The sequence below is a fragment of the Corynebacterium sp. Marseille-Q2823 genome, from assembly GCF_903645345.1.
Taxonomy (GTDB): domain Bacteria; phylum Actinomycetota; class Actinomycetes; order Mycobacteriales; family Mycobacteriaceae; genus Corynebacterium; species Corynebacterium hiratae.
On the sequence record NZ_CAHJXS010000009.1, the window covers coordinates 112,479 to 133,374 of the forward strand.

At 62.6% G+C, this 20,896-nt stretch carries 18 protein-coding genes; 15 read left to right on the forward strand and 3 right to left on the reverse strand.

The features are described 5' to 3' along the window. Positions 1 to 5 precede the first annotated feature (5 nt). The 13 genes from mraY (at position 6) to HWX44_RS10750 (ending at position 12,923) form a co-directional block, all read left to right on the forward strand. Positions 6 to 1,118, forward strand: coding sequence for a phospho-N-acetylmuramoyl-pentapeptide-transferase (gene mraY / locus HWX44_RS10690; RefSeq protein ID WP_070754201.1), 1,113 nt, complete (start codon positions 6 to 8; stop codon positions 1,116 to 1,118). Then, a complete protein-coding gene (gene murD, locus HWX44_RS10695) occupies positions 1,115 to 2,506 on the forward strand; it encodes a UDP-N-acetylmuramoyl-L-alanine--D-glutamate ligase (protein ID WP_175974576.1) in 1,392 nt (463 codons plus the stop codon). The genes mraY and murD overlap by 4 nt, the downstream gene beginning before the upstream one ends. A gap of 19 nt (positions 2,507 to 2,525) precedes the next feature. Then, positions 2,526 to 3,995: an FtsW/RodA/SpoVE family cell cycle protein gene (locus HWX44_RS10700; protein WP_070515752.1), complete on the forward strand. Its 1,470-nt coding sequence runs from the start codon at positions 2,526 to 2,528 to the stop codon at positions 3,993 to 3,995. Between the two features lie 29 nt (positions 3,996 to 4,024). Further along, complete coding sequence (murG, locus tag HWX44_RS10705) at positions 4,025 to 5,110, forward strand: undecaprenyldiphospho-muramoylpentapeptide beta-N-acetylglucosaminyltransferase (RefSeq protein WP_175974578.1); 1,086 nt, start codon at positions 4,025 to 4,027, stop codon at positions 5,108 to 5,110. Between the two features lie 39 nt (positions 5,111 to 5,149). Then, positions 5,150 to 6,640, forward strand: a complete 1,491-nt coding sequence (murC, locus tag HWX44_RS10710) for a UDP-N-acetylmuramate--L-alanine ligase (protein WP_175974580.1) — start codon at positions 5,150 to 5,152, stop codon at positions 6,638 to 6,640. Then, positions 6,633 to 7,292 (forward strand): cell division protein FtsQ/DivIB, encoded by a 660-nt coding sequence (locus tag HWX44_RS10715; RefSeq protein WP_175974583.1) that lies wholly within the window; start codon positions 6,633 to 6,635, stop codon positions 7,290 to 7,292. The genes murC and HWX44_RS10715 overlap by 8 nt, the downstream gene beginning before the upstream one ends. Before the next feature lie 206 nt (positions 7,293 to 7,498). Next, on the forward strand, positions 7,499 to 8,863 hold the full coding sequence (gene ftsZ / locus HWX44_RS10720; protein WP_175974585.1) for a cell division protein FtsZ: 1,365 nt from the start codon (positions 7,499 to 7,501) through the stop codon (positions 8,861 to 8,863). Between the two features lie 24 nt (positions 8,864 to 8,887). Beyond that, positions 8,888 to 9,628, forward strand: a complete 741-nt coding sequence (gene pgeF / locus HWX44_RS10725; protein WP_046647973.1) for a peptidoglycan editing factor PgeF — start codon at positions 8,888 to 8,890, stop codon at positions 9,626 to 9,628. Then, the gene (locus tag HWX44_RS10730) at positions 9,628 to 10,338 is read left to right on the forward strand and encodes a YggS family pyridoxal phosphate-dependent enzyme (protein ID WP_070515741.1); all 711 of its coding nucleotides are present in this window, start codon (positions 9,628 to 9,630) and stop codon (positions 10,336 to 10,338) included. The genes pgeF and HWX44_RS10730 overlap by 1 nt, the downstream gene beginning before the upstream one ends. 69 nt (positions 10,339 to 10,407) lie before the next feature. Further along, positions 10,408 to 10,830, forward strand: coding sequence for a cell division protein SepF (locus tag HWX44_RS10735; RefSeq protein ID WP_046647975.1), 423 nt, complete (start codon positions 10,408 to 10,410; stop codon positions 10,828 to 10,830). Between the two features lie 220 nt (positions 10,831 to 11,050). Continuing rightward, entirely contained in the window at positions 11,051 to 11,362 is a 312-nt protein-coding gene (locus HWX44_RS10740; protein WP_175974587.1) for a YggT family protein, read from the forward strand. Between the two features lie 168 nt (positions 11,363 to 11,530). Continuing rightward, positions 11,531 to 12,631, forward strand: coding sequence for a DivIVA domain-containing protein (locus tag HWX44_RS10745; RefSeq protein WP_175974589.1), 1,101 nt, complete (start codon positions 11,531 to 11,533; stop codon positions 12,629 to 12,631). Between the two features lie 121 nt (positions 12,632 to 12,752). Beyond that, positions 12,753 to 12,923, forward strand: coding sequence for a hypothetical protein (locus tag HWX44_RS10750; RefSeq protein WP_175974591.1), 171 nt, complete (start codon positions 12,753 to 12,755; stop codon positions 12,921 to 12,923). Positions 12,924 to 13,023: 100 nt separating this feature from the next. On the opposite strand, the gene HWX44_RS10755 is transcribed toward HWX44_RS10750, so the two are convergent. Continuing rightward, complete coding sequence (locus HWX44_RS10755; protein ID WP_175974592.1) at positions 13,024 to 14,100, reverse strand: HNH endonuclease signature motif containing protein; 1,077 nt, start codon at positions 14,098 to 14,100, stop codon at positions 13,024 to 13,026. A gap of 363 nt (positions 14,101 to 14,463) precedes the next feature. Between HWX44_RS10755 and ileS the strand changes: the two genes are divergently transcribed. Then, positions 14,464 to 17,661 carry an isoleucine--tRNA ligase gene (gene ileS, locus HWX44_RS10760; protein WP_175974594.1) on the forward strand — a complete coding sequence of 1,066 codons (3,198 nt, stop codon included), beginning with the start codon at positions 14,464 to 14,466 and terminating at the stop codon, positions 17,659 to 17,661. Between the two features lie 131 nt (positions 17,662 to 17,792). Here the strand turns inward: ileS and HWX44_RS10765 are convergent, their stop codons facing one another. Both HWX44_RS10765 and HWX44_RS10770 read right to left on the reverse strand, forming a co-directional pair. Next, entirely contained in the window at positions 17,793 to 19,142 is a 1,350-nt protein-coding gene (locus tag HWX44_RS10765) for an MFS transporter (RefSeq protein WP_444843289.1), read from the reverse strand. Further along, the gene (locus tag HWX44_RS10770) at positions 19,139 to 19,780 is read right to left on the reverse strand and encodes a GntR family transcriptional regulator (RefSeq protein WP_144013035.1); all 642 of its coding nucleotides are present in this window, start codon (positions 19,778 to 19,780) and stop codon (positions 19,139 to 19,141) included. Before HWX44_RS10770 ends, HWX44_RS10765 begins: the two co-directional genes overlap by 4 nt. Positions 19,781 to 19,930: 150 nt before the next feature. On the opposite strand from HWX44_RS10770, the gene HWX44_RS10775 reads away from it, so the two are divergent. Then, positions 19,931 to 20,896, forward strand: a 966-nt coding sequence (locus HWX44_RS10775; protein ID WP_175974596.1) for a DNA polymerase IV, incomplete at its 3' end; no start/stop codon positions are given.

Here is a 20,896-nt window from a genome sequence, read left to right on the forward strand (position 1 = left end):
AGCTCGTGACTCAGATCATCATCGCTGGTGCGGTTAGCTTCCTCGTGGCGATCTTTACCACCCCGGTTCTCATCCGATACTTTTCCGACTCCGGTCGCGGCCAAGAGATCCGCGAGGACGGACCCAAGTCTCACCTGCGCAAGCGGGGTACGCCGACGATGGGTGGCCTGGCTATTCTGGCCGGCATCCTGGTGGCTTATCTCGTGGTCGGCTTCTACGGCATGCTGACGGGCCACGAGGGTTTTACCGCCTCGGGCCTGCTCGTCCTCGGGCTGACGCTGGGCTTGGGCGCGGTGGGCTTTGCGGATGACTTCATCAAACTCTTCCGGAAGCGCAACTTGGGTCTCAACAAGACCGCGAAGCTGCTCAGCCAGCTGGTATTGGCCCTTCTCTTCGGCTTCCTTGTGCTGCGTTTCCCCAATGATGCGGGCCTGACTCCTGGCTCCACCAAGCTGTCGTTCATCCGTGATTTGAAAACCTTCGACTTTGCGGTTGGCGGCGCTGTCATCGGAACCATCGTGTTCTTGATCTTCATGTACTTCCTCATCGCGGCGTGGTCGAACGCGGTCAACCTCACCGACGGCCTCGACGGCCTTGCCGCAGGAGTGACGGCGATTGTCATGGGCTCCTACTCGCTGATGACTTTCTGGCAGTTCCGCTATTCTTGCGCCACCAACTTTGCGGCCGGTTGCTATCAGGTGCGCGATCCCCTCGATCTCGCCGTGCTCGCGGCGGCGGGCCTCGGTGCCTGCCTTGGCTTTTTGTGGTGGAATGCCGCACCCGCCAAGATCTTCATGGGAGACACCGGCTCCTTGGCGCTCGGCGGATTGGTTGCCGGCATTTCGGTCACCAGCCGTACCGAGCTTCTCATGGTGATTATCGGCGCCCTGTTCGTTATCGAGACGGTGTCCGTTGTCATTCAGATCGTGGTCTTCCATTCCACTGGCAAGCGCTTCTTCCGCATGGCCCCGATCCATCACCACTTTGAAAACGGCGGTTGGGCGGAGACTGCTGTGGTTGTCCGTTTCTGGTTGCTGGCCGCGATGGCGGCGATGGCCGGCGTGGCCATCTTCTACGGTGAATGGCTGACCTCCACAGGCATAGGTGTCGGCGCATGACGCGCCCCAACTTCCTCTCTGGTCGGGTCCTCATCGCCGGTGCCGGCGTTTCCGGCCGCGGCTGTGCTGCGGTCCTGGACCACCTAGGCGTGGACGTCACGGTGGCTGATGGAAACCCGGAATCCCGCGCTCGCCTCGCCGTCGAGCTCGACGTTGCCACCGTGGATACAGCAGCAGTAGACCTGTCGGAATACTCCCTCGTCGTGACCTCGCCGGGGTGGCGCCCGGATTCGCCGTTGCTCGCCGCCGCAGCTTCCCGCGGCCTTGAGGTCATCGGTGACGTGGAGCTGGCCTACCGCCTGGACCAGGCAGAGGCCTTTGGGGCCTCCCGCCGCTGGCTCGCGATCACAGGTACCAACGGCAAGACCACAACTACGGGGATGCTCGCTGCCATCATGGCCGCTGACGAGCAGCGATCCGGCCAGCGCGCCCAAGCTGTGGGCAATATCGGCGTCTCGCCTTTTGATGCCTTGGCCGCCGAGCCCCGCGTGGATATCCTCGTCGCGGAACTGTCGTCGTTCCAGCTGCACTGGTCCTCCCAGCTGCGCCCGGACGTAGGAGCACTGCTCAACCTCGCCGATGATCACCTCGATTGGCACGGCTCCTTCGAGGCCTACGCGGCGGATAAGGCGAAGATCTTGCGCGGCACGCACGCCGTTTATGGAAAGGACGACGAACACGTTCGCGCGCTTGCCGCCTCTCTATTCGGCGCTACCGCCTTTACCCACGGCGAGCCCGCCCCGGGCGAGGTCGGCGTGAGCGCCGGCAGCCTCGTGGTCAATGAGGTCGCCGGACTGCACGCGGCAGTGGTGGAGGATGTCACCACCATCCAGCCCGCAGGTCTTGCTGGGGTGCTGGATGCCGCTGCCGCCGCGGCGGTTGCGGCGCTTGCCGGCGCCCAGCCTGCGTCCATCGCCGAGGGCCTCGACGCCTACGTGGTGGCCGGGCACCGCGGAGAGGTCGTTCACCGCCAGTCTGGCGTGACCTTCATCGATAATTCCAAGGCGACGAATCCGCACGCCGCGGAGGTGGCCATGCGTGGTCTTGACTCCGTGGTGTGGGTCGCCGGTGGTCAGCTCAAAGGCGCAGATGTCTCGGACCTCCTGCGTACCCACGCCGCGCGGCTGAAGGCGGCGGTTCTGGTGGGCGTCGACAAGCACGTGCTGGCCCAGGCCCTCGTCAAGGCGGCACCCCACGTGCCTCTCGTCATCGTGGACAGTCATGACCCGCAGATCGCTATGGACCAGGCCGTGAGCGCCGCCGTGCAACACGCCGAAGCCGGCGATACCGTACTTTTGGCGCCCGCTGCGGCATCGTTGGACATGTACACCGGAATGAGCCAACGCGGCGACATGTTTGCCGCCGCTGCCCGCCGCCTCGCCCGCTAGCTAGGAGCACCCAGAAGCCGTGACTGCCACCAGCACCCAGAAGCCACACCGCACGCTGGGCCACCGCCTGCGTGATCTCCGCGAGCGCCTGCGCGCCTACCCGGGGTTTGACTACCTGATGCTGCGCATCGCGATCTTCTCCCTCATCGGCATCGGCGTGCTCATGGCCTTCTCTTCGTCGATGGCGACGTCCCTGTCGGAGACCGATAGCCCGTGGTCGGCAGCCTTGCGCCAGTGCGTATTGGTCGCCGCCGGCCTCATCGTGTTCTGGATCGGCCTGCGCATATCGCCGCGCACGTTGCGGGCGCTCGTGCCGTGGTTCTTGGGGCTATCCATCCTGCTGCTTATCCTCGTGCTTGTGCCTGGTATCGGTACCGGCCGCGCGGAGGTCGGTTCACAGTCGTGGATCATGTTGCCGGGTGGCGTGGCCTTCCAGCCCTCTGAGTTCGCTCGTGTCGCCGTGGGTATGTATGGCGCCTCGGCGCTGGCGGATAAAACACACCGTTCGATGCGCTTGACTGATCCGTTCATGATGTATTCCATCATCGCCGGCATCATGTTCGTGCTCATCGTCGCCCAAGGTGACTTGGGCATGGGCGTATCCTTCGCCCTCATCGTGGTCTTCACCCTCGTATTCGCCGGCGTGAACTGGCGTGTGCCCGTCGTCGTCGGCGTCTTTGGCGCCATCGGTATGATCACTGTTTTCCTGGCCGGTGGTTTCCGTTCGCACCGTTTCCACACCTACTTCGATGCGCTGCGCGGCAATATTGAGGACACACAAGGTACCGGTTTCCAGGCTTACCAAGGCTTCCTTTCGCTTGCCGACGGCGGCTTCTGGGGCGTTGGCCTCGGCCAATCACGCGCCAAGTGGTTCTACCTCCCAGAGGCGAAGAACGACTTCGTCTTCGCCATTATCGGTGAGGAGCTAGGCCTCTGGGGCGGTGCGCTCGTCATCGTGCTTTTCGCCGTGCTGGGCTACTTTGGGTTGCGTACCGCAACCCGCGCGCAGGACCAGTTCCAGTCCTTGCTGGCCGCCACGCTGTCGGTGGGTGTTGTCGTGCAGGCCTTCATCAACATCGGCTACGTCATCGGTGTGCTGCCGGTGACGGGTATTCAGCTCCCGATGATTTCTGCGGGTGGTACGGCTGCGGTTATCACCATTGGCTCGATGGGCCTGTTGTGCAATGTGGCGCGCCACGAGCCGCTGCAGGTGTCCGCGATGCAGAACTTTGGACGCCCGCTCTTCGACCGTATCTTCTTTATTCCAGAGCCGACCCCGCCCAATGAGCGGCGCGGCGGGGCGCACCGTGCCCCGCGCGAGCGCGCAGATGCTCGGCGTTCCCAGCGCCCACACCGCGAGCGCTCCCAACGCCACGTGGAGCGCAGCCGCGAGGAACGTTTTGGGCGCGCGGTGACGGGGCGCTCTCAGCGGTCGCAGGCGCCGCGCGCGGAGGGGCGGCGGGAGTATCGGCGCGGCGAGCGCCGGTAGCGCAGTGCGGCGCTGGTAGCGTGTAATGCATGAATGACACGCCGATTTCCGTCGTCATCGCAGGTGGCGGCACCGCCGGACACATTGAGCCCGCGCTTGCGGTAGGGGAGGAGCTACGCCAACGCCACGGGGCGCGGGTGACCGCCTTGGGGACGCCGCGGGGTCTGGAAAGCGATATCGTGCCGGCGCGCGGTGTCGATCTCCGCATGATCACTCCGGTCCCTGTTCCGCGAAAGATCAACGTTGACGCGGTGAAGCTGCCTTGGCGGATTTTCAAGTCCGTTCGGGAAACTCGCGCGGTGCTTAAGGACGTCGGGGCCAATGCTGTGTTTGGCACCGGTGGTTACGTTGCGGCGCCGGCTTACCTGGCGGCGAAGTCCTTGGGCATTCCGTTCTTCGTTCTCGAGACGAATGCTTTGGCCGGTATGGCTAATAAGCTGGGCGTGCGTCTTGGCGGCACGGGAATCAATGCCCAAGAGGGATCTGGCATGCCGGGCGAGGTCCTGGGCATTCCGGTACGCCCGGGCTTGGGCGAGGACCCAGATGGTACGAAGGCCGCTGCTGCGCGCCAGAACTGGAACCTGGATGAAGGCCGCCCGACCATCGTGGTTACCGGCGGTTCGCAGGGAGCGGTGAGCATTAACACCGCCGTCGCCGGAGCGCTCGAGGACCTGTGCCGAGACTTCCAAGTGCTGCATGCCTACGGCAAGAAGAACACGGTGCCGACTGAGCACGAGCACTACACGGCCGTGCCCTATATCGATGACATGGCCGGCGCGCTTGCCGTTGCTGATGTGATGGTCTGCCGCTCCGGCGCGATGACCGTGGCTGAGGTGTCTGCGGCCGGCCTGCCCGCTATCTATGTGCCACTGCCGCACGGCAACGGCGAGCAAGCGTTGAACTCCCGGGCTCTGGTGGAAGCGGGAGCCGCGGTCCAGATACCGGACGCGGAGCTTACTCCGGGGCGCCTTGTCGCCGAAGTTCGCGCTATCCTTGACCATCCCGACGCCCTTTCGGCCATGCGTGCTGCTGCTGACGCCAGCACTGCCGGCGATGCCGCCGCGGTGATCGCTGACCGAATCGCGCACCGCGTCGCCGCCGACACCCGCGGCTAGGCGCACAGTACAGGTTTATTAAAGAAGGAAATTTTCACCATGACTGATACCCCCGCCACCACGGACCTGTCCCGCGTCCACTTTGTCGGCATCGGCGGTTCCGGAATGTCCGGCCTCGCGCGCATCCTGGTTAGCCGTGGCGCGGTCGTCACCGGCTCGGACGTTAAGAAGTCGACGGCCGTTGACGTCCTCCGCGCGATGGGTGCGCACGTCGCCGTCGGCCACGTGGCTGAGAACCTCGATCTGGCTGGGGACAAGCCGACGGTAGTCGTCACCTCCTTCGCCGCCATCCCGCAGGACAACCCGGAGCTGGTTGCGGCACGGGAAGCCGGGATTCTAGTGATCCGTCGCTCGGACCTGCTGGCTGAGCTCATGGAAGGCCACCGTCAGGTGCTGCTCGCCGGCACGCACGGAAAGACCTCGACGACCTCTATGGCGGTCACCGCGCTCCAGCAGGCGGGGATGGATCCTTCCTTCGCCATCGGCGGGCAACTCAACCGAGCTGGGACCAACGCGCACGGCGGCACTGGCGACGCCTTCGTGGCAGAAGCCGATGAATCCGATGCCTCCCTCCTGCGCTACAGCCCCTTCGTGGCAGTCATCACCAACATCGAGCCTGATCACCTCGACTATTTCGGCACGGCAGAGAGCTACTATCGGGTCTTTGATGATTTCGCCGACCGCGTGGTTGAGGGCGGCTACCTCGTCGTGTGCCTCGAGGATGAGCATGCGGCCGCCACGGGTGAGCGGGCGGCTCAGCGCGGGATTCAGGTGCTGGGCTACGGCACGCGCAGCGAGGTAGCCGCGGATTCTTCCGTGCCGCTGGCAGCGGAGATCCTAGAAGAAACCGTCTCCGCCGCCGGCGCGCACGTCCGCGTTCGCCTGACCTTGCCGGGTCAGGCGCCACAGGAGCTGTCCTATGACCTGCATGTCCCGGGCCATCACATGGTGCTCAACTCGGCGGCGGCCCTGCTGGCCGGTGTGCTGGCTGGCGGGGACCCGGCGGAACTGGCCGCGGGTTTGACCGACTTTACGGGCGTGCGCCGGCGCTTCGAGTACCGCGGCAGCGCCCAGGGGATCCGCGTCTTCGATGACTACGCCCACCACCCCACGGAGGTGTCTGCGGTGCTTACCGCGGCGCGCGCGAAGGCGGACGCCGAGGGCGAGGGTGCGCGCGTGATCGCCTGCTTCCAGCCGCACCTGTACTCCCGGACCATGGAGTTTGACGCCGAGTTTGCTCAGGCCTTGGCGCTTGCCGACGCCGCCGTCGTCCTCGACATCTACGGCGCCCGCGAGAAGCCGGTAGAAGGAATTACCTCCCGCATTATCACCGACAAGATGCCCGAAGACATGCCGGTCATTTTCGAGCCGGATTTCTCTGAGGCTGCCGGCGACGTCATTTCCCTGGCGCAGCCCGGAGATATCGTCCTTACCATCGGCGCGGGAACTATTACCTACGTGGCGGGTGAAATTTTGTCGGCGCTTGAGAATGCGAGCGGCGCGGAGGAACCGAAGGAACCGAATGTCTAAAAAGACTAGGGCGCTCGCGCTAGGCGCGGTGCTTCTCGTAGTGGCGGTTGCTGCCGCGGCGGTGTGGCTTTTTCCCATCCTGAAGGTGACATCCTTCGAAGTCGTGGGAAATGATCACGTCGCGGCAGAGGAGGTCGAGCAGGCCAGTGGCGTCGTGAAGGGCTCTAATTTGGCGCGGCTGGATGCGCGCGAAGCCGCGCGCGGCGTGGCCTCTCTGCCGTGGGTAGAGAGCGCGACGGTGTCGCGGGCCTTCCCGTCAACCGTCCACATCGAGCTCGTCGAGCACGAGGCGGTAGCTTATGTGCGACAGGGCGATAGGACGATTTTGGTGGACAACCACGGTAAGGAATTCGTGGAGGACGAAGCGCCACCCGAAGCCGTGGAGCTGACAGGGCACACCGACTCCGGTTCGCCTGAGATGCAGGGGGCTGTCGACGCCGTCGCTGCGCTCCCCGCGCCGATTCGGGAGAAGGTCGCGGCCCTCGAAATTGAGGACCGGTATTCGCTGACCTTCCGCACGGAGGATGACAAAACCATCTTTTGGGGTGCGTCGGAAGACAACGCGAACAAGGCCATTGCTTTTGAGGATGTGCTCAAGCTCGAGGGCGAATCCTGGAACATTTCGAACCCGTCGCTGGTGACTCGTCGCTAAGCGCGTCGCGAGTGGGGCGGGTGGGACGCCTGTTAAGAAAACCGCATGTCAGCAACCCTAAAGTAGAGGTTGAGGGTACCGACACGCGGCAAAATGTGCGCCGAAATTACCCCGTTGTCGTTAAAGATGGATGTAACCGCCTCTCAGAAAAAGGGGCGCCTCCTCGTTTACATTAAAACCTTATTCGAAAGGCAAGAGACCCTCGTATGATCTCATCTAGCAACAACCTCGCGGACATCAAGGTCGTCGGCGTCGGCGGCGGTGGTGTCAACGCTGTCAACCGCATGATCGAAGAAGGGCTCAAGGGAGTCCAGTTCGTGGCGATCAACACCGATTCCCAGGCGCTGATTTTCTCCGATGCGGATACCAAGCTCGACATCGGTCGCGAGGCCACCCGCGGCCTCGGCGCCGGCGCCAACCCTGAGGTAGGCAAGACCTCCGCGGAGGATCACAAGACCGAAATTGAAGACGCCCTCCAGGGCTCCGACATGGTCTTTGTTACGGCTGGCGAGGGCGGCGGCACCGGTACCGGCGCCGCTCCGGTGGTCGCCTCCATCGCGAAGAAGATGGGTGCCCTGACCGTCGGTGTTGTTACCCGCCCATTCAAGTTCGAGGGCGCGCGCCGCACCCGCCAGGCCATGGCCGGCATTGAGGAGCTGCGCGAGGTCTGCGATACCCTCATCGTTATCCCGAATGATCGCCTCATGCAGCTGGGCGGCGAGGAGCTGTCCATCGTCGAAGCCTTCCGCGCCGCCGATGAAGTCCTGCACAACGGTGTGCAGGGTATTACCAACCTGATCACCATCCCGGGCATGATCAACGTCGACTTTGCGGACGTTCGCTCCGTCATGTCCGACGCTGGTTCCGCCCTCATGGGCATCGGCTTTGCCCGCGGCGATAACCGCGCGCTCAACGCCGCCGAGCAGGCTATTAACTCTCCGCTGCTGGAGTCGACGATGGAAGGCGCCAAGGGCGTGCTGCTGTCCATCGCCGGTGGCTCCGATTTGGGCCTCCACGAGGTCAATGCTGCTGCCTCCATGGTGGAGGAGCGCGCCGACGAGGACGCCAACATCATCTTCGGCACCATCATCGATGACAACCTTGGTGACGAAGTCCGCGTCACCATCATTGCGACCGGCTTCGATGCCCAGGCCAACATGACATCCCAGCCGGCACAGCCTGGCCAGACGCAGCAGCACGGTTCGGAGGCTACCCCGGCTGCACGTCCGGGTTCCCTCTTCGAGAACCGCGCTGAGGCACAGCCTGAGAGCCCCGCCGCGCCCCGCACCGAGGCCCCGCGCGAGGAGTACACCCGCGCAGAACCGCAGCGCGCTGACTCCCAGCGCATTGAGCGTGAAGAGTACGCCCCGCGTCACTCCTACGAGCGCGAGCAGCCGGCAGAGCCGGCCCCGTCGAGCGGACTATTTACCACCTCGGATCGCTTCCGCGGTGAGGACTACCGCCGCGGCGGCGACGATGAGTACCGTCTCTCGCGCCCCACGGAGCGTCGTGGCCGTGACTTCGACGATGACGGCGATGACGATCTCGACGTGCCATCCTTCATGCGCTAGTTCCAGCCAGCTACTCTGGAGTGCATGCCAGTAAACGAGGAAGCACACGCAGCACGACGCCCCGTCCGCATGGTTTTTACAAGCCGTGCCGGCGGGGCGTCGTCGTCGCCTTATGACTCTTTTAACCTCGGCGATCACGTTGGCGATGACCCCGCCGCAGTGGCCGCCAATCGCGAGCGGCTCCGCCGAGCCACGGGCTTAGAGGACATCGTGTGGATGGAACAGCTCCACACCAACACCGTGACGGTGGTGGGGGCCGAGCGCCGCGGCGTCGAGGAGCCCGTGCCGGCCACCGATGCCGTGGTAACCAACGAAAAGCGCTTGGGCCTAGGCGTTCTCGTGGCGGACTGCACGCCGGTGCTGCTTGTCGACGTCTCCGCGGGCGTCATCGGCGCCGCCCACGCCGGGCGCCTTGGCGCGCGCAACGGAATCGTCCGCAATACCGTCGATACCATGGTTGAGTTAGGGGCCCGCCCCGCCTCGATTCAGGTGCTCATGGGGCCGGCCGCTTCTGGGCGGAACTATGAGGTGCCGGAGGCGATGGCGGATGACGTCGAGAAGCATCTGCCCGGCTCCAAGACCCGCACGTCGTCGGGTACCTGGGGCGTCGACGTGCGCGCTGGGCTGATTCGTCAATTGATGGAGATGGGGGTTACGGCTATCGAATCGGACCCGCGCTGCACGATTGAGGACACAGATTTCTTTTCTTATCGCCGCGAGGGCGTCACCGGACGCCAAGCCGGCGTGATTTGGTTGGAGGATTAATGACGAACAACGATACTGTGCGCCGTGAAGAGCTGAGGGCTGGCCTGGAGAGCACCCGCGCTGCTATTCACCGTTTCGCTGAGGCCGCTGGCCGCCCCGCCCCGCAGCTGCTGCCGGTGACGAAGTTTCACCCGGCCGAAGACATCGCGCTGCTAGCGGAGTTGGGGATCACAGATGTGGCGGAAAATCGCGAGCAGGAAGCGCGTGCCAAGGCGGAGGCCCTGTCCGAGATGCGTTTCCACATGATTGGCCAGGTTCAGACCAAGAAGGCGAACCACGTGGCCCGATGGGCGCATAGTGTTCACTCGCTCGATTCAGAAAAACTTGCCAGAGCACTCGACCGCGGCGTGGCTCTTGCCCAGGAACGCGGCCAGCGCGAGGACACGCTTCCGGTCTATATCCAGGTATCCGCCGACGGTGATACCGCGCGTGGCGGCTGCCCGCTAGAGGGTGTATCTGCTCTGGTGGATCTGGTCGAAGATCTGGAGAACCTGCAGCTGTGTGGCTTCATGGTGGTTCCACCGCTGGAGAGCGATCCGGCGGAGGTTTTCACCCAGGTGAGGGCATTGACGGATGAGGTGGCGGCCAAGCTTGGGCGAGACCTGAAAATGTCCGCCGGCATGAGCGCCGATATGGAGGCAGCGATTGCATCTGGAACGGATATCGTGCGTGTCGGAACCGGAATCATGGGAGCCCGCCCGCTAGGTTAATTGTCATTGTAAAACTGCATTACAAGACCGCAAATGAACAGAACACACTAGGTCAGAGGGAGACCCAGAATGTCACTGATTGATAGGACTAAAGAGTTCTTCGGGCTGGGCCCGATGGACATGGACGCCGACGATGCCTACTACGCCGACGAGCGCAGCTACAACGCACCGGCCTACGCACCTTCCTACGAAAAGCAGGAAGAGGAGTTTGTCCCGACCATCGTGGCTCTCTCCCTCGTCTCCTTTGATGATGCAGCAAAGGTTGGTGGCCCCTTCCGTGACGGTGACGCAGTGGTCTTCGAACTCACCGACGCCGACCGCGGCTCCGCCAAGCGCTTCGTGGACTTTGCCGCAGGCCTCTGCTTCGCGTTGGAAGGCCGCATGAAGAACCTGACCAAGGGCATGGACACCAGCCGCAAGGTTTTTGCCATTGTGCCGAAGGGCGCTGATATCTCTACCGTGGAGCTGGAGCGAGCAGCGCATCTGCGCTAGAGACGTCAGGTTTTAACCGCTTCATCGTTAATCTCCTCCGTGTTGGCTTAAAGGAAGAGAAAAACGACGGGGCGGTTTCGTCGTTTTCATTGTGGGTCCCCATCGGAGAGTCATTCTCGGCGGCGGTATGGCTGCCGCGGTGCCGTCTCTGTACGCCGAGGGCGAACCTTAGGGCAGGGGAGTACCGCTGGCGGGGGTGATTCCGATAGGCTCAGGCATTGTGAGTGCTTTAGGTTCAATTCTCCTCGTCGCCGTGAGTCTTTACTCGTGGATTTTGTTGGCGCGCATCGTCATTGAAATGATCCAGTCTTTTTCGCGCCAATTCAACCCGCCCCGCTGGTTCATGATGGTTGCTGAGGTGCTTTTCGTGGTCACCGATCCGCCGGTCAAAGCGCTGCGAAAGGTGATTCCGCCGCTGCAATTGGGCGGCATCGCGCTCGATGTTTCCATCATTGTTTTGTTCCTGCTTTTGTCCGTTCTTTCGCAACTTATTGCGTGGCTATTTTTCGGTACCAACGGACTTGCGGTGTAACTAACGGGTGTATTAAACCCTCCTGTTAACGTTGAGACTCGTGCCCGCGTTAGATAATGTGTTGATTCGGATACAATGAGTTACCACAATCCGTATTATTAACCGCATATGTACCCGGCCTCTGGACCCTCTAGAGGTTTGACCGATTCGTAAGGGGAAGAGAAGTCAATGCCACTGTCACCAGCTGATGTACACAACGTCGCTTTCAGCAAGCCGCCAATTGGCAAGCGTGGCTACAACGAGGACGAGGTCGATCAGTTCCTCGATCTCGTTGAGGATGCTCTTGCTCAGCTGCAGGATGAGAACGATGATCTCCACGCCCAGGTTGAGGAGCTGAAGTCTCAGGCTCCGGCCGGCGCTGCCGGCGGCGCCGCTGCCGCTAAGGTCGACGAGGCCGCTGTGCGCAAGGAAGTCGAATCCAAGCTGCGCGCTGAGTATGAGGCGAAGCTGGCTGACTCCAAGAACGAGATTGCCAAGGCCAAGGAAGAAACCAAGCGCGCCCAGGAACAGGCGAAGGCCGCTCAGGCGCAGGACAATTCCGCAGAGCTCAAGGCTGCTCGCGAGGAAGCTGCTGCTGCCAAGCGTGAGCTCGAGGCCTCCAAGAAGGAACTGGAGAGCACCAAGAAGGAGCTGGAGTCCGCAAAGAAGAACTCCGCAACCTCCACCACCGCATCTTCCGCTGCTGCCGTGGCTGGTGCAGGTGCTGCACAGTCCACCGCACAGGATCTCGCCACCCCGGACACGCATATGCAGGCAGCCCGCGTTCTGGGCCTGGCGCAGGAGATGGCAGACCGCCTTACCAACGAGGCCAAGGCCGATTCCGAGTCCATGCTGGCGGAGGCCCGCACGGCCGCAGAGAAGCAGCTTGCCGACGCTGACTCTCACTCCAAGGCCCAGCTTGCTGACGCTCAGAAGCGCTACGACGCGCAGCTGCAGGAAGCCGATACCCGCTCCAAGAAGCTGGTGGCTGACGCCGAAAACAAGGCAAAGCAGACTGAGGCCGACGCTACGTCCCGCGCCGAGGCACAGATTCGCCAGGCTGAGGAGAAGGCAGCTGCCCTGCAGGCAGATGCCGAGAAGAAGCACACCGAGGTCATGAACACGGTCAAGCAGCAGCAGACCGCTCTGGAGGCCCGTATCTCCGAGCTGCGCACCTTCGAGCGCGAGTACCGTACCCGCCTCAAGACGCTGCTGCAGTCCCAGCTTGAGGAGTTGGAGTCCCGCGGCACCGCTGCCCCCAACGGTGAGGCCGGAAAGTCCAACAATTAATCTCTGAATGAGCGGCGTCCCTGCGGGGGCGCCGTTATTCTTTTCTGTAGGTATACGTCCGTAGGTATACATTCTTTGTAAGCACAGAGCCTTTAGTCATTGGTGGGGAAGGAGAACGCACATGCTCATCGGCGCATTGCTTCTGGCCTTTGTTGCTTTCTTGGCGTTCGTGAACTACATCCTCACCGCTGCAGAGTGGTCCTTGTACGCGCTCTTCGCTTCGGCTGGGGTGGGTATTGTTCTGTTCATCGCGGATACCGTGATCAAGCTGCGCCGCAAGCACGACGAGTAGCTCGGTCCCGCCGAAAATCTGTAACGCGCGCAGCTAAGGCACGACGAGTAGCCCTCGGCCCAGTGGTAATTCTGGGTGGAGGGCTACTTTTGTGAAGCCGCTAGTCGTCTCGTTCCGCGGGGTTTGTGAATATCCCGGGTGGCGCTTGCAGCGGCGTGGGCGGTGGGGGAGGGCCGTACGTTCTCTTCGCTTTTCCCCCGACCCGGGCCATCCGGCCGCGGCCCGGGGGCGCATTCGGATCGTCCTGGTTCACCCCATTGTGATAAAGGCAGAGCATCACCAAGTTTTCCTGGTTGGTGTACCCGCCGTTCTTCCACGCGATGAGGTGATGAACCTGGCATTCATCGGCCGGCTTCAGGCAGTCATCCCAAGCACAGACTGGGAACTCGGCCATAGCCATGATGCGTTGCTTGATGCTGGCGGAGCGCTCCTCGTAGTAGAGGTTGACCGGCCCGTGATAGGGATGGAAAAGAGTCGCGAGCGCGCCGTCTTTATCGATCTCACCGGCGATGACCTTGTTGAGGTACTCCGCGCCGGTCATCGTGGCGCCATTGGTCATCTGGAGGGTGATTTCTTCGCCGTCACCGTCGAGAATTTTCGTCATTGCATCCAGCGGCACAAGGATATTGGTCTGCAAGCCGCGGCGCGGAGCAGCGCCTGTGAAGAAGGCCTCGCGGATGGACTCGAGGGGGCGTGCTGGGTCGACGGCGTCGTTAAGCTCTGCAATCAGTTGCGAGGGGCCCGTGATCGCCATCGTCCACGGTGCATTGCGGCGGTGGTAGACAGTCACGCCCTCCTTCGGCGTGGGGAGAACCGCGTGCTCCTTGAGCTTCTTTTTCGCCAGTGCCTCCATGGCGAGGGTGTCAGCGCTCGTTCGGCAGAGTTCTAGGCGTAGTTTCCAGCCCAACGCTTGTGTTTTGGCTTTCCGGGCATAGCGGTCGATGACCTCCAAGGTAGGCAAAGAATGCTTGCGTTGGCGCGCTGCCTTCACTGCGTCGCGTTGCATCCGCGTCATGGCGGTTTTGCCAAAGAAGCTCGTATGCAGCCGCACCAACTCCGCGGCGGTTTTGTCTGGGGAACCGGCGGCGATGAGGTCTGCTTCAGACATGCCTTCGCACTCGGCGACGACATCGATGCCGGCCCCGAGTGCGTTAAGGAAAGTCTGCAGTGCGCTCATGACATTGGAGCTTAAAACACCTTATGACCTGCTCGCATTAGAAAAAATGTTCCTGTGGAAAACCTTATCCCAGGTACCTCATTCATGTACTGTCGTTTCTATTTTGGGGCTTTCGGGAACCTGCGCCTGTGAAAACTTGACCGGCTCGCTATACTTTTAGGCGTATGCAGTGAGCCGGCTATCACCGGGGAGCATTCCGGAAGAACGTGCTTCGCGCTTAGCAGAGCATTATTAGAACCGGGCGGGTAGGGACCGTCATCTCCTTCACATCAACGAAGCGGGGCGCCTCGGCGCCCAAGCGGGGTGGTACCGCGAGCCGTAAGGCGCGTCCCCGCCACAGCGAACGAGTGAAGGAATTTTTAGATGAGTAGCAACCCCGCGAACGTCGGCAATGTTTATCCCAAAGTTGATATGACTGCTGGGTCTTCCCGTTTCCCCGATATGGAGCAGGAAGTCCAGAAGTACTGGAAGGCCGACGACACCTTTAAGGCCAGCCTCGAGCAAACCGAGGGCTGCCCCGAGTACGTCTTTTATGATGGCCCTCCCTTTGCCAACGGTCTGCCGCACTACGGCCACCTGTTGACCGGTTACGTCAAGGACATCGTCCCGCGCTACCGCACTATGGCCGGCAACCACGTTCCGCGCGTCTTCGGCTGGGACACCCACGGTCTGCCAGCGGAGCTGGAGGCAGAAAAGCAGCTCGGCATCACCGACAAGGCCCAGATCGAGGAGATGGGCCTGGAGAAGTTCAACGAGTACTGCGCCAAGTCTGTGCTCGAGTACACCGATGAATGGGAAGAGTACGTCAACCGCCAGGCTCGCTGGGTGGACTTTGAAAACGGCTACAAGACCATGGACTTGAACTACATGGAGTCCGTGATGTGGGCGTTTAAGGAGCTCTATGACAAGGACCTGATCTACCAGGGCTTTAGGGTTCTGCCGTACTCCTGGGCTGAGCACACCTCGCTGTCGAACCAGGAGACGCGCCTGGATGATTCCTACAAGATGCGTCAGGATCCGACCCTGACGGTGACCTTCCCGGTAGCGGGCGCTGTGGAGGGAAGCGCGGCGGAGAAGACGTTGGCGGATAACGCCGAGCTTGCCGACGCCTCCTTCCTCGCCTGGACCACCACCCCGTGGACCCTGCCGTCCAACCTGGCTTTGGCGGTCCACCCGGAGGTCGACTACGTCCTGTTCAAGGCCACCGAGGGCGACTTTGCTGGCCGCACCTTCATCATGGCCGAAGCGCTCACCGGCACCCTGGCCAAGGAGCTGGGTGAGGCGGAAGTTCTCAAAACGTTCAAGGGCGCTGAGCTCGAGGGCTTTAAGTACCAGCCCATCTTCGATTTCTTCCCGGATGTCGAGAATGCCTACCAGCTGCTGCTCGCAGATTACGTCACCACTGAGGACGGTACCGGTGTGGTCCACCAGGCTCCGGCCTTCGGTGAGGACGATATGCTCACCTGCCAGAAGTACGGTGTGGGCCTGGTCATTCCGGTGGATGAGGATGGCAAGTTCACCTCGCAGGTGCCACCTTACGAGGGCCAGCTGGTCTTCGACGCTAACAAGGGCATCATCAAGGACCTGAAGGAAGCTGGCCGCGTGGTGCGCCACGTGACCATCGAGCACTCCTACCCGCACTCCTGGCGCTCCGGCGAGCCGCTCATCTACATGGCGCTGCCTGCATGGTTCGTCAAGGTGACCGAGTTCCGTGACCGCATGGTGGAGCTCAACCACAACGAGATCGAGTGGCTGCCGGAGCACATCCGTGACGGCCAGTTCGGCAAGTGGCTGGAGGGCGCTCGTGATTGGAATATCTCCCGTACCCGCTACTGGGGTGCTCCGATCCCAGCGTGGATCTCTGATGATCCGGAGTACCCGCGCGTGGATGTCTACGGCTCCCTGGATGAGCTGGAGCGTGACTTTGGCGTGCGCCCCACCAGCCTGCACCGCCCGCACATCGATGAGCTGACCCGCCCGAACCCGGATGATCCGACGGGCAAGTCCACGATGCGCCGCGTGCCGGATGTGTTGGATTGCTGGTTTGAGTCCGGCTCGATGCCGTTTGCCCAGAAGCACTACCCGTTCGAGAACAAGGAGTGGTTTGAGACCCACTCGCCGTCGGACTTCATCGTGGAGTATTCCGGTCAGACCCGCGGCTGGTTCTACGTCATGCATGCGCTGTCGACTGCGCTCTTTGACCGCCCGGCCTACAAGAAGGTTGTGGCCCACGGCATCGTTCTGGGCAATGACGGCCTGAAGATGTCCAAGTCCAAGGGCAATTACCCGAACGTTAACGAGGTCTTTGACCGCGATGGTTCGGATGCCATGCGCTGGTTCCTCATGTCCTCGCCGATCTTGCGCGGTGGCAACCTCATCGTCACCGAACAGGGCATCCGTGAGGGCGTGCGCCAGGCTATCCTGCCGATCTGGAATGCCTACACCTTCCTGCAGCTTTACGCTTCCCAGGACGCGAAGTTCGATGTCAGCTCCACTAACGTGCTGGACCGCTACATCTTGGCCAAGACGCATGACTTGGTAAAGAACACGAATGATGCGTTGGCGAATACCGATATTGCTACGGCAACCGAGGAGGTTCGCCTCTTCGCGGATGCCTTGACTAACTGGTACGTGCGCCGCTCCCGCGACCGTTTCTGGGAGGGCGAGGAGACCCACGCAGAGGCTTTCAACACCCTCTACACGGTGCTGGAGACCGTCTCCCGCGTGGTGGCTCCGCTGCTACCGCACGTGGCTGAGGTCATCTACCGCGGCCTGACCGGTGAGCGTTCCGTGCACTTGGCTTCCTACCCGAAGGCTGAGGACTACCCGGCTGACGCGAACCTGGTGGCCGCTATGGATGCCACCCGCGCGGTGGCTTCGGCGGCGTCGTCTGTGCGCAAGTCCAATAAGCTGCGTAACCGCCTGCCGCTGCCGAAGCTGACGGTGGCGATGCCGGATTCGGCTCGCTTGGCCGACTTCAAGGACATCATCCGCGATGAGGTCAACGTCAAGGACGTTGAGCTGACCGATGATGTCGATGAGGTCGGCACCTTCGAAGTAGTCTGCAACGCCAAGGTGGCGGGCCCTCGCTTGGGCAAGGACGTCCAGCGCGCCATCAAGAACCTGAAGGCGGGCAACTACGAGCGCGACGGCGAGGAGGTTATCGTCGACGGCGATATCCGCCTGACCCCGGACGAGTACACGGAACGTCTCAAGGCGGCGAACCCGGAGTCCACGGCGCGCGTGGACGGCGTGGATGGCCTAGTGGTGTTGGATACCAACGTCACCGAAGAGCTGGAGGCTGAGGGCTGGGCCGCGGATGTCATCCGCGGCCTGCAGGATGCCCGCAAGGCCGAGGACTTCGTGGTCACCGACCGCATCACCGTGGCCCTGTCTGTCCCCGCGGAGAAGGAAGAGTGGGCCAACCGCCACCGCGAGCACATCGCGGCAGAGGTACTCGCCGTCGACTTCACCGTGACGACCCAGCCTCTCGAGGCTGGTGCCGACAAGAACGTCCACGACGTTCTCAAGGGCGTGACCGCCACGGTGGCTAAGGCCTAAGACGGCAACAGCGACGTTAACGGTCGCAGAAAAAGCTCCGCCTCCCGGATGTGGGAGGCGGAGCTTTTAGCATCTGTGCACAGGTAGCGCAGTGCGGCCCAGGGGAGGGCGCCCGACTGGTGGGGCCGGTGTTAGCGGCGAGTGCCGGGTAGGTGCGCGCACCAAGCAAGGATGACATTGATGAGGCAGACCAGAGCCAAGAAGCTACCGATGCTGAACAACGCGGTGAAACCAAGGTAAGGTGCGAGGGCGCTGAAAGCCATCGGGATGAAGAAACCGGTGTAGGAAATGGAGTAGTACACGGCGGTCAGGCCGGCGAGCTCACGCTCGCCCGCGATGCGTTGGACCTCCGACAAGCCGGCGACGAGTGCCAGGCCGTATCCTGCGCCCATGGTCGCGGCGGCGGCGATGCCGAGCGGCAGGGAGAGCGAGTGGGCGGCGAAGGCTCCGAGGATGGCGCCGACGGTGATGACGAACATGGCCAGCGCCGAGGCGCGCGCAGACTTATGGGTATCCACCAGTCGGCCCAACATCTGGACAGCGACACCGCACCCCAGGGTGATAACGGTCATCAGGCCGGAGAAAGCGATGGGGGCATCGCCTGCCGAGTCGGACAACAGCTGTGGCAGGAGCGCATAGGCCGCTCCCGCGCAACCGAATACCCACGGGGCCACAGGGACGACGACGCGTAGGAAACGCTTGTGAGCAACGGCGGGAATGTGCAGCATCTCCAGCATGTCGCGCACCCGAAGCTCCAAGATGGTGGTCTTGACGTCGCCCCGGGTGGGCTGGCGGGTCTCCGGAGTATGCAGGATCCACACGGCGGTCAGCAACGTAAGCAGCATGTGGAGGATATAAGCCGTGTGCGTCGGCCACGGACCCCACTGGGCGAGCACCGAAGCGATGCCCGCGCCGACGAGGAAGCCGGCAGTCAAACACAAGGAAGCCTTGCGGGCGCCCGCCGCCGGGTCACCGCCAGCCCTCGTGATGAGCTCCGTAATCCACGTTGAGCCCACGGCCATGACCAAGCCCAAAGCCATGCCGCATAGGACACGCCCCAGCGCGATGATGAGTGGCTCGTTGGGCGCGATGGACAGCAAGAAAGACCCCGCCAAAGACAGCGGCGCTGCGGGGAGCAACAGGGGGCGGCGGCCCAGCAGATCGGACAGTGGGCCGCCGATCAGAAGGGCGGGGATGATGCCCACGACGTAGGCGGCCAAGAGCCCGTTGACCGTCACCTGGGAAAAGTTGGAGGTCTCGCGGTACATCACCAGCAGCGGGGTGAACTCGTTTCCGCCCCACGCCACGGCGATCATGGAACCGGCGACGGGGAACCACGCGCGCGGCGACAGCGGCGTTCCGTCCGAGTGGATAGGCGAGCGCGAGGAGGTGGGGCTTTCGGCAGCGTCGGTGTCCAGAATGGCGTCGTGCTCGGTGGTGGGCGCCTCGACAGCAGGGTTCGAATGCGCAGAGACAGTCACAGTTGCTTCCTTGAGGAGTTGAGGTGGGAGTGGAGTTCGGTGAGGTAGGAGTCGATGTCGCCGGAGCGGAGGGCGTCGGCAAGCAAGGCGTGTTGAGCTACGAAGGCGCGTGCCTTCTCGACGCTGCGGCCAATGGCGGTGGCAGTGAAGCGTTGTTGACGCTCGCGCAGCGTGTGGCCAAGGTGCGCCAAGAGGCGGTTGCCGCCGTTGTCCATGATGGTCTGGTGGAACTTTGCGTCCAGTTGGGTGTAAGTGCGCAGATCAGAGTTGTCGAGGGCGGCTTTCTGTTCCTCGATCGTGGCATCGAGGACATCAGCGATAAGGCCACGCTCTTCGGCGGGGAGCTCGCAGATGTGGCGGGCAGAATTCTCGTCCACGAGGAGGCGGGCTTCGTAGACCTCACGGATCTCGCGGGGGCTGATGGGGACGACCAACGCGCCGCGTTTGGGGTAGAGCTTCAAAAACCCCTCTACCTCCAAGCGGAGAAACGCCTCACGCACCGGGGTGCGACTCATTCCTAGCTCGGCGGCAAGGGCGGCTTCGGAGAGCATGTCCGAGTCATCGACCTCGTCATCGATGATGCGGCGCTTGAGGTGCTCATAGGCCCTTTCTGCGGCAGGTACCTTGTCTTTCTGCATGCATACATGATGCATGCATGCGGGTCTTAGTGTCTAGTACTACACGCCAATCGTGGGGCATAGATCACTCATGCCGCGCGTGAGAGCTAGTTCTCTTTGCCTGCCGAGGGCTTCCTTGTGGATGCGAATATATGTTTTAGACTTGTAGCTATGCAGCGCTGGGTTCTTCACATCGACATGGATGCGTTCTTTGCCTCGGTGGAACAGCTCACCCGCCCCACCCTGCGCGGCCGGCCGGTGTTGGTGGGAGGGACATCCGGCCGCGGGGTCGTCGCGGGTGCGTCCTACGAAGCGCGCGCTTATGGTGCGCATTCCGCCATGCCCATGTTCCGCGCGCAGCAGCTTGTGGGTTATCGAGCCGTGGTGGTGCAACCGCGCCGGGCGGTCTATTCGGCAGCCTCGCGCCGGGTGTTTGGGATTATTGCGCAGCACGCCGGGGTAATCGAACAACTATCTATCGATGAGGCCTTTATGGAGCCTGAGGCACTCGTCGGTGCCTCACCAGCCGAGGTCCGCGAGTGGGCAGAGAACCTCCGCCGCGTGATTCGAACGGAGACGGGCCTGCCCAGCTCTATTGGAGCGGGTGCGGGAAAGCAGAGCGCGAAGATCGCCTCTGGGGAAGCTAAACCGGATGGCACCTTCGTGGTCCCGCAGGAGCGCTTCGACGAGCTCATTCACCCGCTGCCGGTGGGCAAGCTCTGGGGAGCGGGCCCAGTTACGCAGCAGAAATTGGCCGCCATCGGAGTGGAGACCATCGGCCAGTTGGCGGCGATGAGCCGCAAGGAAGTCGAGATTTCACTCGGCGGCGTGGTGGGGGTGCAGCTGTGGGAGCTTGCCCAGGGAATTGATGAGCGCCCCGTCGCCCCGCGCGCGATTGCCAAACAGATCTCCACCGAATTCACCTACCCAACGGATCTGCGCACGGCAGCCGAGGTAGACGCGGCGCTGATCCGCGCGGCACACGGTGCTCATTCTCGGTTGCTCAAGGATGGGCGCGGCGCGCGCACGGTGACGGTGAAGCTGCGGATGGCAGATTTTCACATCGAGTCACGCTCAGCCACCTTGCCCTACGCCACCGATGACCTGAAGGTGCTCGAAGCCAAAGCGTTGAGCTTG

Coding starts and splice junctions, on each gene's coding strand:
- murC (WP_175974580.1), top strand. CDS start 5,150: ATGACTGATACCCCCGCCACCACGGACCTGTCCCGCGTCCACTTTGTC.
- ileS (WP_175974594.1), top strand. CDS start 14,464: ATGAGTAGCAACCCCGCGAACGTCGGCAATGTTTATCCCAAAGTTGAT.
- HWX44_RS10715 (WP_175974583.1), top strand. CDS start 6,633: ATGTCTAAAAAGACTAGGGCGCTCGCGCTAGGCGCGGTGCTTCTCGTA.
- HWX44_RS10735 (WP_046647975.1), top strand. CDS start 10,408: ATGTCACTGATTGATAGGACTAAAGAGTTCTTCGGGCTGGGCCCGATG.
- pgeF (WP_046647973.1), top strand. CDS start 8,888: ATGCCAGTAAACGAGGAAGCACACGCAGCACGACGCCCCGTCCGCATG.
- HWX44_RS10730 (WP_070515741.1), top strand. CDS start 9,628: ATGACGAACAACGATACTGTGCGCCGTGAAGAGCTGAGGGCTGGCCTG.
- HWX44_RS10745 (WP_175974589.1), top strand. CDS start 11,531: ATGCCACTGTCACCAGCTGATGTACACAACGTCGCTTTCAGCAAGCCG.
- ftsZ (WP_175974585.1), top strand. CDS start 7,499: ATGATCTCATCTAGCAACAACCTCGCGGACATCAAGGTCGTCGGCGTC.
- murG (WP_175974578.1), top strand. CDS start 4,025: ATGAATGACACGCCGATTTCCGTCGTCATCGCAGGTGGCGGCACCGCC.
- HWX44_RS10750 (WP_175974591.1), top strand. CDS start 12,753: ATGCTCATCGGCGCATTGCTTCTGGCCTTTGTTGCTTTCTTGGCGTTC.
- HWX44_RS10755 (WP_175974592.1), bottom strand. CDS start 14,100: ATGAGCGCACTGCAGACTTTCCTTAACGCACTCGGGGCCGGCATCGAT.
- HWX44_RS10770 (WP_144013035.1), bottom strand. CDS start 19,780: ATGCAGAAAGACAAGGTACCTGCCGCAGAAAGGGCCTATGAGCACCTC.
- murD (WP_175974576.1), top strand. CDS start 1,115: ATGACGCGCCCCAACTTCCTCTCTGGTCGGGTCCTCATCGCCGGTGCC.